Origin of the sequence: Streptomyces sp. KR80 (assembly GCF_052245555.1) — a bacterium.
GTDB lineage: Bacteria > Actinomycetota > Actinomycetes > Streptomycetales > Streptomycetaceae > Streptomyces.
Window position 1 is genome coordinate 26829 of the sequence record NZ_JBQQCD010000014.1, and the last position, 14510, is coordinate 41338.

Consider the following 14510-nt stretch of genomic DNA (forward strand, 5'->3'; position numbering starts at 1 on the left):
CGAGGCGGGGGTGGCGCGGGGGTGTCGGCGATCGTCGTGGCCGCTGCGGCCGGGGTCAGCCGGTGGTCGCAGGGCGCCAGGAGTCCCCGCCCGGCTTCCAGTACAGGCGGGAATCCAGGCCGACGACCGCCAGCGCTGCTTCCGACGGGCCGTACGGGGCGGCCGCCGGTGCGCTGCCGAAGAGGAAGCCCGTGGAGGACCATCGCGGTGCCCTGCTGTCGTCCCGGACCGACAGTACGTGCACGGCGCTCAGCGTTCCGTCGTCGTTGCGGGTGGCCAGCACTGCCCGGGAGCCGTCCGTGGCGACGGCGACGGGCCCGAAGCCCGCGTGGCCGCCGAGGTCGGCGGTGCCCTGGCCCCAGGAGCGCCCCGGCTCGGGCGATAGAGCGGTGAGCACGTCGGCCGTTCCCGGACGCCGGAAGTAGAGCCGTATGCCCGGACCGTCGGCGTATGCGGTCAGCGGACCGGTGGTCGGGGGCAGTCCGGTGGGCAGCGGGGCGCTCAGCGGGCCGCCCGGCCGGGACTGGGACCACGCCAGCACGGAGGTGGCGGTGCTCGCCACGACATGGATACGGCCGCCCATATCGGTCGCTGCCGCGAGGCTGCCGAGCAGCCCGCTGCCGCCCAGTCCGGTCCATGGCTGCCAGCCGCCGTCCGGCCGCTGCGTACGGGAGCTGAGGCCGTGGACCCCGTTGCGGACGCAGACCATCAGTCGGCCCGAGCCGTCCACGGCCGCGACGGGTGCGCTGAGCTGCCAACTCGACACGTTGTCCGCAGCCGGGGCGCCGAGGGACTGCCAGGGGCCGAACGTGCCCCGGTCCCTGGTCTGCACGGTGGTGACCACTTCCCGCCGGTAGTCCGCCGGGCCGGCGCCGAGCACCGTACGGGTCGCGAAGACCGCGATCCGCCCGTCCGGCAGCCCCACGGCCGTGACCCCGTCGTCGATGCCCGCCCCCGGCAGCAGCTCGGGCCCGGACCACGGGGTTTCACTTTGGCCGGCCGAGCCGCGCGTCGGCCGGCTCCAAACAGCGAGCCGCCCGTCGAGAACGGCGAACGCCCGCAGCGCGCCGTTCTTCCCGGGCTGCAGCCATGTGGTGCTCTCGCCTCGGTGGTAGCGCGTGCTGGGAGCCCAGTTCGAGCCGAGGGGGTGGGCGCCCGCCCCCCGGTCACCGCAGCCCGCCGGGTCCCGGCAGTCATAACCGTCGGCCCAGCCGTAGGTCTCGAGGGCGTCCAGCTTCGCGCGCAGGGCGGCCGGGCCGAGGGCGTGCGGCAGGAAGCCGTTGAGATAGCCGAGATAGACCTGGGTGCCGACGCGTGGACGGAAGCGGGCATCCGCAGCCGTGTAGCGGGCGAGAGCCTGCTGGACGAAGCGGGCCCCGTATATGTGGTCCTGGTGGTCGATCCAGCCGCCACCCGGACTGTGGTCGGGAGTGGGGTCCTGCATCCGGACGAAGGTCGGTGCGAAGCGCTCCATCAGCCCGGCGAGCGTGGCTATGAGCTGCTCCTTGGTGTACGCGAAGTCGCGGGTGACCAGGCTGCCGGTGGCGAGCAGCGAGCGCAGGGCCGGCGTACGGCCGTCCCACAGCCCGCGCAGGCTGTGCGGCTGGTCGCCGCTCACGCTCTCCGCCTCGTGGAGTTGGAGCCAGATCAGCCGTATCTGCGGGTGGTTCTCCAGTGTGTCCAGTTCGGCCAGTCCGCCGCCGGCTGTCGGTATCACCTCGCGCCGCCAGGAGCTCGTACGGTCGCCGGTGGCTATCCGGGCGTACGCGGCACGTATGCCGTTCTGCCGGGCTTTCGCGAAGGCGGCGCGATCGGCGGGCGGAGGATTGAGCTGTCTCTCCTGGGCCGGTGCATTGATGCCGTCGGACTGGCCCGCCGTCAGATAGACCGTGACCACGGGGTTGCCGGAGCGGAGCGACTGACCCAGGTCCGGGTTCATGAAGTACAGGTCGTCGTCCGGGTGGGCGACGACGTGGAGCACTGTCTCCTTGGTACGGATGGGGAGGGTCGCCGCTTGGTCGGCCGTCGCCGCGCCGCCCCCCTCCAGCTGCCCGGCCGTGCTCTCGGAGAGCGACGCGGTGCATGCAGCCACCGTGCCCGTCAGGGCGAGGGTGACCGCGCTGGTGAGAACGCGGCGTCGGGATATCGGAGACATCAGGGGGCGCTTTCGTGCTCTGCCGAGGCGGCGGCCGCTGCGCTCGTCGTGGATTCCATGAGGACGGCGGCCGTGAGCGCGGCAGCGGTCACGGCGTTGGTGCGGCCGACGACGGGTCGGTCGTGGGCGCGCTCCCAGATCGGCAGCGGGGTGAGGGTCGCGTCACCCGAATCGAGGACCACGAGCCGGGTGAGGGGGCCCACACCGTTCTCGTGGTGTACGGACACGGCGGCAATTATGCAGGTGACCGCAGTGGTCGCTGATAACGGGACCGAAACGGTACGTGTACGGGACAGCCTCTACCCCCCGATGCCCCGTCAGACACGACGGGATGGCCTGTCACGCAATGCGCGTCCCGGAGCGGATCGAGACCTACAGTGCGCACACCGCCTGGCCGGGCCGCGGGTGACACCATCCGGCGCCCGCTCACCGCCCTGAACCCTGATGCGTCCGGAGGCCGTTGGCGCGCGAATGTGAGACAGACAAAGCGGAGAGGTCATGATGAGTCCGGATGACTTCACTCTGACGAGACGCCGTCTCCTGGAGGCGTCCGCGGCGGCTGCGGCGGGCGTGGCACTGGATTCAGCGGTGTTCGCGCCATCGGCCGGAGCTGTCGGCCGACCTGCCATCTTCTACTCCCCGCACCAGGACGACGAGGCCATCGGCATGGCGGGTTCGATCATGGAGCTCAAAGCCGCCGGACGCCCCGTGTACCTGGTCCTGGTCACCAGAGGCGAGAACCGCGAGCTGGCCGCGATCATGAACGAGGGCACATGCGCCAGACTCCGCGGACGCTGCCCCGCTCCTCGCCACTACCACCACCTCGGCTGGAACCCGGCGGACGACGCCACGCTGGTGCGCTGCCGGACAGCCGAGTTCCACGCCTCGGCCCAGGCGCTGGGGGTGGACCAGGTCATCCGTTTCGACCTGCCGGACAGTGCGCCCGGCGAACCTCCTGCGTACGACCAGTTAGTCCGCGACATCGTTGCCCAGATCCGCGCCTTGGCACAGAAGTACCCTGCGGCCTCGCACAGGTTCGCGGCAGGCTGGCTCGACGGGAACGCGACGCACAAGGCATGCAGCGATGCGGCCCACGCGCTCCGCGACGAGATCTCGGATCTGCGGTTCCACCACATCTACACGTACAACCAGTACGACCGGAGGCACCGCGACCGCGGGGCCGAATCCGTGCTGCACATCCCACCACGGCACATGGCGGCCAAGCGGCGGTCGATCCTGGCGTACAAGACCTGGAACCCGGCCGAGAATCTCTACGCGCTCGGCTACCACAGCGTCCCCCGATTCCTGGACGAGGCGTACGCGGACCCGCGGGAGTTCATCTATCGGCTGCCCGTCGACTACAAACCAGGCAGGCCCTGGTAGCACCGGACGCCGCCCGGAGGGACGGGCCCGCCCACCACCGTGAGATCGCCGTTACTCCAGCCCTGTGGTTCCACCTGGGTGGAGACCTCATCCGTGCGGGGCTCGCGACCAGCACCATTGCGGCAGATGGACGAATCGGGCAGCTGTCCACGGCGAGCGGTGCCCCGTAGGAGATGCGAGGCTGGCTCGAGTCCGGTCTCCGCCCGGGCCCGGTGCAATCGAAGGCCAAGGGGAACATCCGCGATGCCCCAGCTCACGCGCAGCGCCGAACAGGGAGAGCGCGGCCTGCACACCTCTTCCTCGTCGCTCGCCTGGCAACGATGGGTGGCGCACGCAGCCGGCCTGATCCTGATCGCGGCGGGTGCGCTGCTCCTTGTCGGATGCTTCCTGGGCCTGTACCTCCGTCCCACCTCGGACGACTGGTGTGCCGGCTGGAAGAGCCGCGACATGGGTGTTCTCGGTATCGCACGGGACTTCTACGAGACGCAGAACGGCCGGATCGCCAACGGACTCATCAGCGGAATCGTGTACTCGTCCGGCCTTGTCGGACCAAAGATCCTTCCGGCCGTGCTGGTGATGGCGCTGGCGGCGGGCCTGGTTCTGTTGCTGCGGATCGTCTGGCGGATGCTGGGATGGGATGCGCCCCTGCTGGTGATGGTCGCCGCTGTGGCCGTTGTGGAGATGCTGCTGTTCTTCGCGGGGACCAGGTCCTACCAGGTGCTGTTGTGGGCGCCCGCCACCATCACGCACATCGTGCCGGGCGTGCTGGCCGTGTGGAGTGTGCTGATCGCGATCTACGCCGGCCGCCGTGGTGGCCGGACCGCCATCCGGTGTGCACTGGCGGTCGCCGTCGTCACGGGCATCGTCATCGGCACTCTCAGCGAGCCCTTCACCGTCGTGATCAGCCTGTTCGCCGGTACCGCCGCCCTGCTCCTGCTGCCCAGGCGCCGATCGTGGAAGGACTGGTACCCGTTCGCCTGGTGCGTGACCTGGTGCGTCGGTCTGGCCGTCGGGTATGTCCTGCTGTACACCTCACCAGGTGCCGCCAGGCGGCGTGAGCAGCAGTTGCGGGAGGTATCCCCGCTGTCGCCCACCGAGTTGATCGGTGCCTTCCACGACTGGCAGCACATGTGGTCGGCCATCGGCGGCCAGTGGGCCTATCTGGGTGCGATCACCGTTGGTCTGCTGCTCGGGGTGGCGACGGCGCGGCGTGCCGGGCCGGCCGCCCAGGACGGCCCCGCCACCGGTGGCATGGAGCCCATGACCATGGACCGGATCCGCACGCTGCCGGTCAGCCTGCTGGTCCTGCCGGCTCCGCTGGTGGCCGTCTCGTCCTTCGCAGTGGCCATCGGGGTACGGATGGGCTCGAGCTGGACGTACGCCCGCACCTGGGTCGGCTTCCTGTTCCCCACGCTCCTCCTGCTGTGCATGTACGGAGTGGTGGGTGGACTGGCGCTGACCCGCCGCTGGGCCGCTGCGCGCGACCTGGGAGGTCGCGGTCCCACCAGGTACAAGGCCCCAGCGGCCGTGGCTGTGGCTGTTGTCGCGGCAACGGCGGTGAGTCTCTGGGCGGCCGCCCACCTCGTCCCGGTCGTGCACACCATGGCCAAGCAAACGGTGACCCGCTCGGTGACCTGGGACCGCCAGGACGCCCGGATCCGCAAGGAGGTGGCCAACGGCGCGACCGTCGTGACCTACCGTCCGCTGCACATCGGCTTTCTTGCCGAGCCGTACTACACCTCGGACTACTCCAAGGACTGGGCCGCCGCGTGCGTCTCTCGCTACTACGGCGTCGAGCGCATCCGGAAGCCTGCACCTGCCTAAGCCCGGTGGCCGGGCGATCACGACCGGCGGCGCCCTTCTACGAGAGCGGGCGGGTTCGTCGGCGCGGGTGCGTCGGGCGCCGAGGGGACGAGGATCAGGCGCGAGACGAGATACGTGACGGGGATCGCGCCGGCGGCAGCGAGGAGTGGTGCGATCCGCGAGTCCATGCCCAGGGTGGAGACCAGAACGTATACGCCCACGGTGGTCAGCAGCAGGTTCGTCGCATTGGTCAGTGGGAAGAGCAGGAACTTCCGCCAGGTCGGGCGGGTCCGGTAGGTGAAGCGGACGTTCAGGAAGAACGAGCCCACCATGCTCAGCAGGGTCGCGACGACATGGGCGACCAGATACGGCAGCCACAGGTGCAGCAGCCGGTAGAACACGTAGTACGTACCGGTGTTGACGACGCCGACGAGGGCGAAGCGGGTCATCGGCGCGCTGATGAGGGCCCGGGCGCCCCAGGAGCTCAGGACCCTCATGGGGAGGGAGCCCGCAGCGACGAGGACGGGGCGGCGCTGGCGGCACCCTCCACGGTGGCTGGGCCAGGAGTGTGCTCGCGCACCAGGTAGTGCGGCCGCTGCTTGCTCTCGTTGTAGACCCGGCCGACGTACTCGCCGATGAGTCCGAGCAGCACCATCTGCATCCCGCCGAATCCGGTGATCGCGACGAGCAGAGTCACATAGCCCGGAGCGGTGATCCCGCCGAGGAGCACCGCGGCGATGCACCAGGCGGCGTAGAGGAAGGCAAGACCGGCGAGCAGCAGGCCGACGTGGATGGCGAGGCGCAGCGGACGGCTGTTGAAGGACACCAGGCCGTCGACGGCGTAGTTGAGCAGCTTGCGATAGCTCCACTTGCTGGTACCGCGGGCGCGCGGGGTGTCCTCGTAGTCGAAGAAGACGGTGTTGAAACCGATCCACGAGAAGAGGCCCTTGGAGAAGCGGTTGCGTTCACCCATGTTCAGCAGCGAGTCGACCGCGCGGCGGGACAGCAGCCGGAAGTCTCCCGCGCCATCGACCAGCTCGACCTCGGCCCAGTGGTTGAGCAGCCGGTAGTAGCCGCGGCTGAACAGGGTCCGCAACCGGCCGTCGTGGGCGCGGCTGCGGCGAGCGACGACCTGATCGAATCCTTCGCGCTGCAGTTCGAGCATGCGTGCCATGAGCGCCGGCGGGTGCTGGAGGTCGGCGTCCATGATGACGACCTGGTCTCCGGTGCTTTCCCGCAGGCCGGCCAGCATGCTGGCCTCCTTGCCGAAGTTCCGGGACAGCGCGAGATAGCGGACGCGGTGGTCGCGGGCGGCGAAGTTGCGGAGCAGGGACAGCGTGCCGTCGGTGGATCCGTCGTCGACGAAGACCACCTCGTACGGCGCCTTCAGCTCGTTCAGGCGCACGTGCAGCTCGTCGTTGAACGCCTCGAGCACCTGCTCCTCGTTGAAGCAGGGCACCACGACCGACAGCAAAACCGCACACCTCCGGTGCCGCACCGTCAGATCTCGCACACCATGTGCGATATGTCTTAGCTTGGCATGTTACGTCCAGTAACACTTTCGGACAGGACAGTTCGGCGGTAGGTGATTGATCCTCGGAGGTTGCAGTCGGAGGGGACAGGCACGTCCCCCCGTCAGGGCGGCTCCTGGGCGGTGTGATCAGCGCACGAGGCCGCGCGTCAGTGCGCGAGCGACGCTCAGGTGAGGGCCGATGACACCACGGACGACCGGCAAGTGGGGCTCGGCTCTGGCCAGGAGGCCCGCCCGCTGCCAGACCACCTGCAGCCGCCCGGCGCCCTTGCCCTCCGGCTCGACGGTGATCAGGTGCTCGCCGACGCAGTGCGCGATCCGCTGATGGACCGTGGGGAAGGCGAGGGGAGCAAGCAACGGTCCGGTGTTGTGGCGGCGGTACCGAGTGATGGTGAGCACGGGGTGGCGCGCGCCGCTGAAGCCGTGCAAGGCCAGCGGGACCGCCGAGAGATCGAGTGTGACCGTGCCCTCGTAGAGCCCGGGGCGCACGAGGTCGAGCCGGAAGGAGGTGCGCAGTCTCCGACGAGACGTGGCCAACTGGACCGTCGCGGCGACCGGTCCCATCGGCAGCTGACGGCCGGCATCATAGGTACGGACGTGCAGGCCGAGGCGAGAGTCGGACAGCGGTTCGATCCGGGTGATCTCATGCCGCAGCAGTGCCCGATGAAAAGGGCGGGAGCGCAACGCCTCGGTCACGTCCAACTCACATGCGGCGGACGGATCGGCGGGCAGCTCGGAGCCCCAGAAGAGGCGCCCCGTGCCGTCCTCGACCACCTCACGCGGCCCGACATTGCGGCCCAGCCCGCGAGCGGCGAGCTGTGCCTCCTCGAAGCGTTCGGAACGCAGAAGTTGGATGCACACCCGCTGGTCGCGTGGCAGCCGTGCGAACGCCTCAGGAGCGAGAGTGTCCAGATAAGGGGACGTTTCCTCGGTGAACTGACGGATCCATTCCGGGGTCCGGTGCGGCAGGTCACCCGTGTACATACGCAAGTCGTGCTTGAGGAACTTGTGGTCCTTGTCAGCTTTGATGCGCTGGTAGCCGTTTTCCAGCAAGAAGTCGTCGACCAGACGGGCGACATGGACGCGGTCCCGGACATTCTCGATGCGGTGCCGTTGGTTCGAGATGGACAACGTGGCTTCGGCCTCATACGGCGAGATATGCCAGCGGTAGACGGGTTCCGGGATGATCGCGAAGGAGTTGGCGAGGCAGTAGGCCTGCGCGCTGAACAGCTGATCCTCGTAGTGAATGCCGAGCGGGAACCGGAGCTGGTGCTGGTCCATGAATCGCCTGCGATACATCTTGTTCGTCGCCAGGTGGTCGAACATCAGCTCCGGCTGCTCCTCGATGCCGTGCACGGTCCGCTGTTCGCTGAACAGGCCTGGATGCCAGGAGCCCACGCTCCCGGTGTCGGCGCGTACCCTCTCCACGGCGCCCATGGCGAAGTCCAGACAGTCGTCGGCGAGCAGCGTCTCCAGCAGCATCCGACAGGCGTCCTCCGGCAGTTCATCGTCGCTGTCCAAGAACATGAGGTACGGCGCGCGGGCACGTTCGATCGCAGCGTTGCGCGGAGCGCTGCACCCGCCACTGTTCACCGGCAACCGGAGGTAACTGATGCGGTCGTCCTCGGCAGCGAGAGCGCGGGCGACCTCCGGGCTGCGGTCGGTCGAATGGTCGTCGCTGATGATGATCTCGATGTTTCGCAGCGTCTGTCGGCGCAGCGACGCCACGGCGCGCACCAGGCGTTCGGCGTCGTTGTAGACAATCACGATGACGGTGACGTCGGGCGTCGTCCGCGCCATAGCTCAACCTTTCCGGATGTCAGGGTACGAGAGCCGTGGTCGAACGCGGCGGAGTGGGCGTCGCAACCCCGGGCGGCGGAGCCGGGGTACGGCGCTCGATGGGGATGATCGGCGGAGTTCCGGGCTGGCCGAGGAAAACGTGCCGTACGACCCGTTCGGCCGCGTGGCCGTCGTCGAACTGGCAGAACCGGCGCCGGAACTCGGCCCGCTGCTCGCCCGCTTCGGGGCTTCGCCAGGCGTCGGAGAGGAAGATCTCCACCACGTCCTCCTGGCTTCGGGCGACGGGCCCCGGAGCACACCGCGTCACGTCGAAGTACACACCGCGGGTGTTCGAGTAGATCTCCCAGTCATCGGCGAAGATCACGATCGGCCGGTCCAGATTGGCGTAGTCGAACATCAGGGAGGAGTAGTCGGTAATCAGAGCATCCGAGGCGAGCGCGAGTTCTTCCACCGAGTCGGAGCCGGAGACATCGATGACGATGCCCCGGCGGTGCAGCTCTTCAAGGGGCGAGGGGCCGCTGTCGTAGAAGTAGTGGCCCCGGACGAGCAGCACGAAGTCCTCACCGAGTCGGCGGGCGAGGGTTTCGAGATCGAGGCGCGGTGTCCACGTCGCCTCGTAGTCGCGATGCGTGGGCGCGTACAGCAGTGCCACTCGCCCCTGGGCGATGCCCAGACGTTCTCGTACGCGCCGAACGTCGACGGCCGTGGCGGTGTAGTAGACGTCGTTGCGCGGATAGCCGTAGTTGAGGGAGGTGAACGGGACGGGATAGGCGCGCTCCCAGATCTCAGTGGAGTGACTGTTCGCGGAAATGCTGTAGTCCCAATTCCTGCAGCGTTCCACCAGCGCTTCGTAGTCCACTCCGCGCGAGGTGGCAGGGAATGGGATCTGATCGGTGCCCATCCGCTTCACCGGCGTGCCGTGGTGCGTCTGGACGAGGATCTGGCCTGGGCGCTTGATCATCTCGTCGGCGAAGTTGACGTTGTTCACCAAGAACTTGGCGCGGGCGAGCACGCTCCAGTAGCGGCGGGTGCCGGGGACGACGCAGGTGGTGCCGGGTGGCACCAGCGGTGCGTCGGCGCTGCGCACGACCCAAACCTGGCGGATGTCCGGGGCGAGTTCCCCGAGCTTCGCGGAGATCGCGGCGGGACTGCAGGCCACCCCGCGATCCCAGTAGGAGGAGAAGACGGCGAGATCTTCCGCGATAGGCCGTAGCAACTGCTCACGGTAGTAGCCGGCGAGCGCCGTTTCCTCAGCACGCTGCTTGGCCCGGGCAGCGAGTTCGCGCACGTTCCTGCGCTTGTGGTTGGCGATCTGCAGGGCGCGGTAGCCGGTGAAGCCGTCGCGCTCCAGCAGCGCATGGCGGATTCCGTCGAGACCGGCGGGGCGCCGGTATCCGGTCGGTCGGAAGCGTGTGAAGTGTTCGGATGCCCGGTGGAAGACACCAGCCCGTGCGCTCTCCGGAAGGCCGGGAGCGGCCAGAAGTCTCAGATAGTGGCGGACCATTCCGGTGAAGAAGACGTTATGGAGCGGGGCCGTCTCGGGCCGTGCCGCGATCAGGGCCATCAGGGCGTCGTACTGGGCGAAGAGGTTGCCGTACGCGTCGGGGGTGTCGGGAAGCTGCGGAGCGTCGGGCTCGTACCGCCGGACATACACCGCGTCCGTGGCGGCGATCCGTTCGGCGGTGAGCAGGCTGCCCAGTGCCGGGAGGACTTCCGCGAACTCGTCCTTGGTGAACAGCTCGCGATGGGCCCGGTAGAGGTCTCTGCGCAGCAGGCGGTTGCCGAGGGTCGGAGTTGCGTGCAGCAGGTTCGGGTGGTCGGCGAGCGGGAATGCCGCTGGCCCGGGTCGGCCGAGCAGCCGACTGTCGCCGCTTTCGATCGCCAGGGTCCGCCAGTGCCAAGAGGCATGGTCGAAGACCAGGACGTCAGGTTCCTCGGCTGCGTCGAGCCGGGTCACCAGCGATGGCAGGGCGTCGGGGACGAGCGCGTCCGTGCCGCCCAGGAAGAGGAGGTACGAGCCTTGGGCGAGCGCCGCGCCGGCGTCCCGGGCGGCGCCGGCGGTGAGGGGCCGCGGGAAGTGGAGCGCCCGGACCCGGCTGTCGCGGGCGGCGAATTCATCGAGGATGGCCCTGGTGCCGTCCGTCGAGCCGTTGTCCACGCCGATGAGCTCGAAGGCCTTGCCGTCCGCACGGTTCCCCGAGGGCAGGGCGAGAGCGCTGTCGAGACACTCGCGGAGGTATCCCTGATGGTTGCGGGCTGTGACGATGACGCTGACCGTGATCATGACGGGCGGCTCCTGCTGGCAGGCTCTGGCGGGTGCAAGGTGGTCACGTGGGCACTGAAGCCTGTTTTCTGGCCTAATAAGCGGAATCGTACGACAGAAGCCATGGCGACCGCCCGATATGTGCGGCGGGACGGTCGCAGATGTGTTCGCGATCTACCTGTAGTGCTCGACAGGCGGGCGGCGTTGTTGAACGAGATCGACCGTTGCCGCCGTGTGGGGTCCCCGAGCCGAGACGGACCGCTAGGGAGACGCCAACCGAGCGGTGTACGGGTGGGTGGATCAACAGCAGCCGGTGCTACTGGCTTGCCGCCCTACCCGCCTGTTGCTTGGGCAAGGCAGGTCGCGTCCGCACGCGCGGGAATTCAGTATGCCGGTGCCGGTCTTGGCGGCCTGCAGCCAGTCGACCTAGCGGGCGACTGCACGGGACATGCCGCGAGGGCGGCGGGGTCGACGACGGCCAGGGAACACCAGGCATGTGTGTGGCACTGGACGGCCTGGTCGCGCAGCAGGCGTCGGCAAGATTGGCCAGCAGACGGGAACCGGCGTGGTTGACCACCCCGCGCGAGGACGCCGAACCAGAGGGCGACGCCGGGCTCCGCATCGTCCTCCGCGAGTCCACGTCAGGGCGGCGAAGCAGTCCTCGATGGAGGGTCAGACCGGGGCATGACCTGCTGGAAATCCCTTCCGGGGTCGACAACGAGCCGTCTTCGGCCTCCGGGGCCGACGCGGCGCGGCGCGCGCCTCGGCGCCGGGTAGGCAAGGTGCACGAGTCGGGACTGTTCTTGTCGCATGTGCATGACCGACTCGAGGATGTAGCCGACGAGCAGGATGAGTGCCGCGATGGTCATGATCGCGGCCGCGAGGATCGCTGTGGGGAAGCGTGGCACGGTGCCCGTGCGGATGAAGTCGATGACGATGGGGATACCGAGAATGAGCGCGCCGAGGGCGAGCAGACCCGCGGCCACGCTGTGGACCAGCGAGGGCCGCTCGCGCCGCGCCAGATTGAGGATGACTCGGAGGATGCGCCAGCCGTCTCGATAGGTCCGCAGTTTGCTCTCGCTTCCGGCGGGCCGGCCCTTGTAGTTGACTGCGACCTCTGCCGTGGGAAGCCGGAGGTTGAGTGCGTGAACCGTCATCTCGGTCTCGGTCTCGAACTGGCGGGAGAGAGCCGGGAAAGACTTGACGAAGCGCCGGGAGAAGACCCGGTAACCGCTCAGCATATCGGTCACATCATTGCCGAAAAGAGACCGCACTGCCCCAGTGAGCAGCTTGTTACCCACAGCATGGCCCGCCCGATAGGCACCGTCGACCGTCTCGTGGCGAGCACCGACGACTTGGTCGTAGGGCCCCTCGAACAGGAGATCCACCATTTCACGCGCCCGTGACGCGTCATACGTGTCGTCACCGTCGATGATGAGCAGGGCGTCAGCGTCGATATCGGCGAATGCGCGCCGAATGACGTTGCCCTTCCCCTTGCGAGGCTCCTCCCGGATAATTGCGCCCGCCTCGCGAGCGACCTCCACCGTGCGGTCGGTTGAGGCGTTGTCGTAAACGTAGATATCGGCATCGGGGAGCGCCTCCCTCAGATCGCGCACAACGTTGCCGACGGCTGCTTCCTCGTTGTGGCACGGCACGACGCAGGTGACAGTCGGGCTCACAGCCTCTCCTCAGCTGAATGGACTCTGGGGATAATAGGACATTATGTGAGATTGGTGAGTTCAATCGGCGAAGGCGCGCCGCGCCGTTGAGCTGTTTTTGGCGCTGACCGAAGCTCCGTCTCGGTAGGCAATGCGCGTCCGGCCCTGGCCTCGTTGTTAGCATCCTGACATATGGGATATCTCCGAGCTATCTGGCATGAACGGGGCTGGGTCTGGAGTCTGGCGATCACTGCCGCGGCCTGCTGCCTGGCCACCGCCGTCCTGTTCTCGCCCGGTTACATGAGTTCCGACAGTATTTCCCAGCTCAAGCAGGCCATGGGCGAGGAACCACTGAGTGACTGGCACCCACCCATCTTGAGCTTGGTATGGCATGCGCTCATCGTTGTGACCGGCACACCCGCGTCCATGGCTGTCCTACAGTCCATCGTTCTCTGGGGGGCCCTTTGGGTAATGGCCTGGTGTGTCTGGGAACTGACCGCAAGTCGTCCAGGATCCCTCGCTGTCCTCGGCCTTGGGCTAAGTCCCCACGTTCTGACGTTCGTCGGAGTTGTGTGGAAGGACGTCCAGATGGCGTTCGCTCTTCTTGCCACCAGCTCGGTCGCGCTCATCGGCCTTCGCCTGGTAGTCCGTCGCCCCGCCTTGCGGTGGGGACTTTTGGGGCTCGGTCTCTTCTTCCTTGTCTATGCCGTCTTGGTGCGCAAGAACGCGATCTTTGCCGCCATCCCGATCTTCGTGATGCTTGTGCTCGCGCTGTGGCGCAATCCCGGACGCCGGATTTGGGTGATGTCCACGGTGGCCCTCGTCGTTGGCCTACTCGTGCCCACTGCCGCCATCTCCTTGATTGCCCGGCCGGTACAGACGAGCCAAGGCTCGCAGATCATGTTGGATGATCTGCTCCACGTACTGAGCGTGGACGAGTTGCGGTCGGCACCCGTGTCACCGGACCTTCGGGATCGCCTCGTGAATGCGGCGAAGGAGTGCAACCGCGTCAAGTCCTTGTCAGACTCGTACTTCACCTGTTACGAACGCGGCGCGAGCGGGTTGGTTGGCCACTCGGACCAGATTACGTCTTTGTGGATCAGGGGGATGACCAGCCACGTTCCCGGCTACCTCCAGTACCGTCTGCAACTCTTCTCGGAATTGCTCTTCAAGACCCGCTATCAGTACAAGTCCGGGATCTCGGAGAACGACCTGGGGTTCAAAGTCTCCCACGCACGACTAGAGGCGATGCTCCACAACTACGTCAATGGCGCGGTCAGGGATCTGTCGCTGCTTTTCAGGGGCTGGTTCTGGCTCACCGTCGCGCTCGTGCTGTCGATGCGCCCGGGCAGAGGAATGTTTTCGATGCCGGTTCGGGCGCTGGGGGTCAGTTCGGCGGCCTACATGGTTGGTTACCTGCCCATCATGCCGACGACGGACTACCGTTACGTCTACTGGTCGGCGATCGCCGGCACGCTTGGTCTCCTCTTCTGCTGGCTGGGGCGTGGCACGCCCTCGCCTCCAGCTGACTCCGCCGTCACGACGGAGCTCCACGTGACGACGCATCAGCCAGTAGAATCCAAGAACTAGCCTCTGGCCAGCTGAAATAGCAATCCGCTACTGACGGAACAGTACGCGGACTCGGGTGTACCGGCCGCTCAGCCTCCCGCTTCTCGCCAGTCGCCTTGGTGGATGTCGTCGAGTACGAGAATCTCCGGGAACGGCCGTTCCCTGCCGCAGTGTTGGCAGGACCGCTTCCGCGATGTGATCGGCTCGCTGAAGTCGATCACGATGGTGCTGACCTGTCGGCGGTGGCCGTAAGCCGGGGGAGGCGTCTGCGATGCGCGGTGTCCCCGCACATCTGGGTACAGCTCAGGGTAGTCGGAACCACGACACGCCCGGATGCGTCTTTCCCTT

The 14510-nt window shown here is 67.6% G+C and carries 10 protein-coding genes; 3 read left to right on the plus strand and 7 right to left on the minus strand.

Annotated elements, in window-relative coordinates; genetic code table 11:
- Positions 1-55: 55 nt before the first annotated feature.
- Together ACTWQI_RS19845 and ACTWQI_RS19850 are read right to left on the minus strand one after the other, a co-directional pair.
- Positions 56-2155: a PIG-L family deacetylase gene (locus ACTWQI_RS19845; RefSeq protein WP_443272239.1), complete on the minus strand. Its 2100-nt coding sequence runs from the start codon at positions 2153-2155 to the stop codon at positions 56-58.
- The gene (locus tag ACTWQI_RS19850; RefSeq protein WP_443272240.1) at positions 2155-2382 is read right to left on the minus strand and encodes a hypothetical protein; all 228 of its coding nucleotides are present in this window, start codon (positions 2380-2382) and stop codon (positions 2155-2157) included. The genes ACTWQI_RS19845 and ACTWQI_RS19850 overlap by 1 nt, the downstream gene beginning before the upstream one ends.
- A gap of 271 nt (positions 2383-2653) precedes the next feature.
- Here ACTWQI_RS19850 and ACTWQI_RS19855 point away from each other — a divergent pair, with 271 nt between their 5' ends.
- Both ACTWQI_RS19855 and ACTWQI_RS19860 read left to right on the plus strand, forming a co-directional pair.
- On the plus strand, positions 2654-3538 hold the full coding sequence (locus tag ACTWQI_RS19855) for a PIG-L deacetylase family protein (protein ID WP_443272242.1): 885 nt from the start codon (positions 2654-2656) through the stop codon (positions 3536-3538).
- Positions 3539-3781: 243 nt separating this feature from the next.
- Positions 3782-5362: a DUF6056 family protein gene (locus tag ACTWQI_RS19860; protein ID WP_443272244.1), complete on the plus strand. Its 1581-nt coding sequence runs from the start codon at positions 3782-3784 to the stop codon at positions 5360-5362.
- A gap of 17 nt (positions 5363-5379) precedes the next feature.
- Here the strand turns inward: ACTWQI_RS19860 and ACTWQI_RS19865 are convergent, their stop codons facing one another.
- The 5 genes from ACTWQI_RS19865 to ACTWQI_RS19885 form a co-directional block, all read right to left on the minus strand.
- Positions 5380-5838, minus strand: coding sequence for a GtrA family protein (locus tag ACTWQI_RS19865; protein WP_443272246.1), 459 nt, complete (start codon positions 5836-5838; stop codon positions 5380-5382).
- Positions 5835-6812: a glycosyltransferase family 2 protein gene (locus ACTWQI_RS19870; protein ID WP_443272443.1), complete on the minus strand. Its 978-nt coding sequence runs from the start codon at positions 6810-6812 to the stop codon at positions 5835-5837. Before ACTWQI_RS19870 ends, ACTWQI_RS19865 begins: the two co-directional genes overlap by 4 nt.
- 189 nt (positions 6813-7001) lie before the next feature.
- On the minus strand, positions 7002-8672 hold the full coding sequence (locus ACTWQI_RS19875) for a glycosyltransferase family 2 protein (RefSeq protein WP_443272248.1): 1671 nt from the start codon (positions 8670-8672) through the stop codon (positions 7002-7004).
- 19 nt (positions 8673-8691) lie between these two features.
- Complete coding sequence (locus ACTWQI_RS19880; protein WP_443272249.1) at positions 8692-10956, minus strand: bifunctional glycosyltransferase/CDP-glycerol:glycerophosphate glycerophosphotransferase; 2265 nt, start codon at positions 10954-10956, stop codon at positions 8692-8694.
- Between the two features lie 620 nt (positions 10957-11576).
- Positions 11577-12614 (minus strand): glycosyltransferase family 2 protein, encoded by a 1038-nt coding sequence (locus tag ACTWQI_RS19885; RefSeq protein WP_443272251.1) that lies wholly within the window; start codon positions 12612-12614, stop codon positions 11577-11579.
- Positions 12615-13181: 567 nt separating this feature from the next.
- Between ACTWQI_RS19885 and ACTWQI_RS19890 the strand changes: the two genes are divergently transcribed.
- Positions 13182-14183: a hypothetical protein gene (locus tag ACTWQI_RS19890; RefSeq protein WP_443272253.1), complete on the plus strand. Its 1002-nt coding sequence runs from the start codon at positions 13182-13184 to the stop codon at positions 14181-14183.
- The last annotated feature ends 327 nt before the right edge of the window (positions 14184-14510 follow it).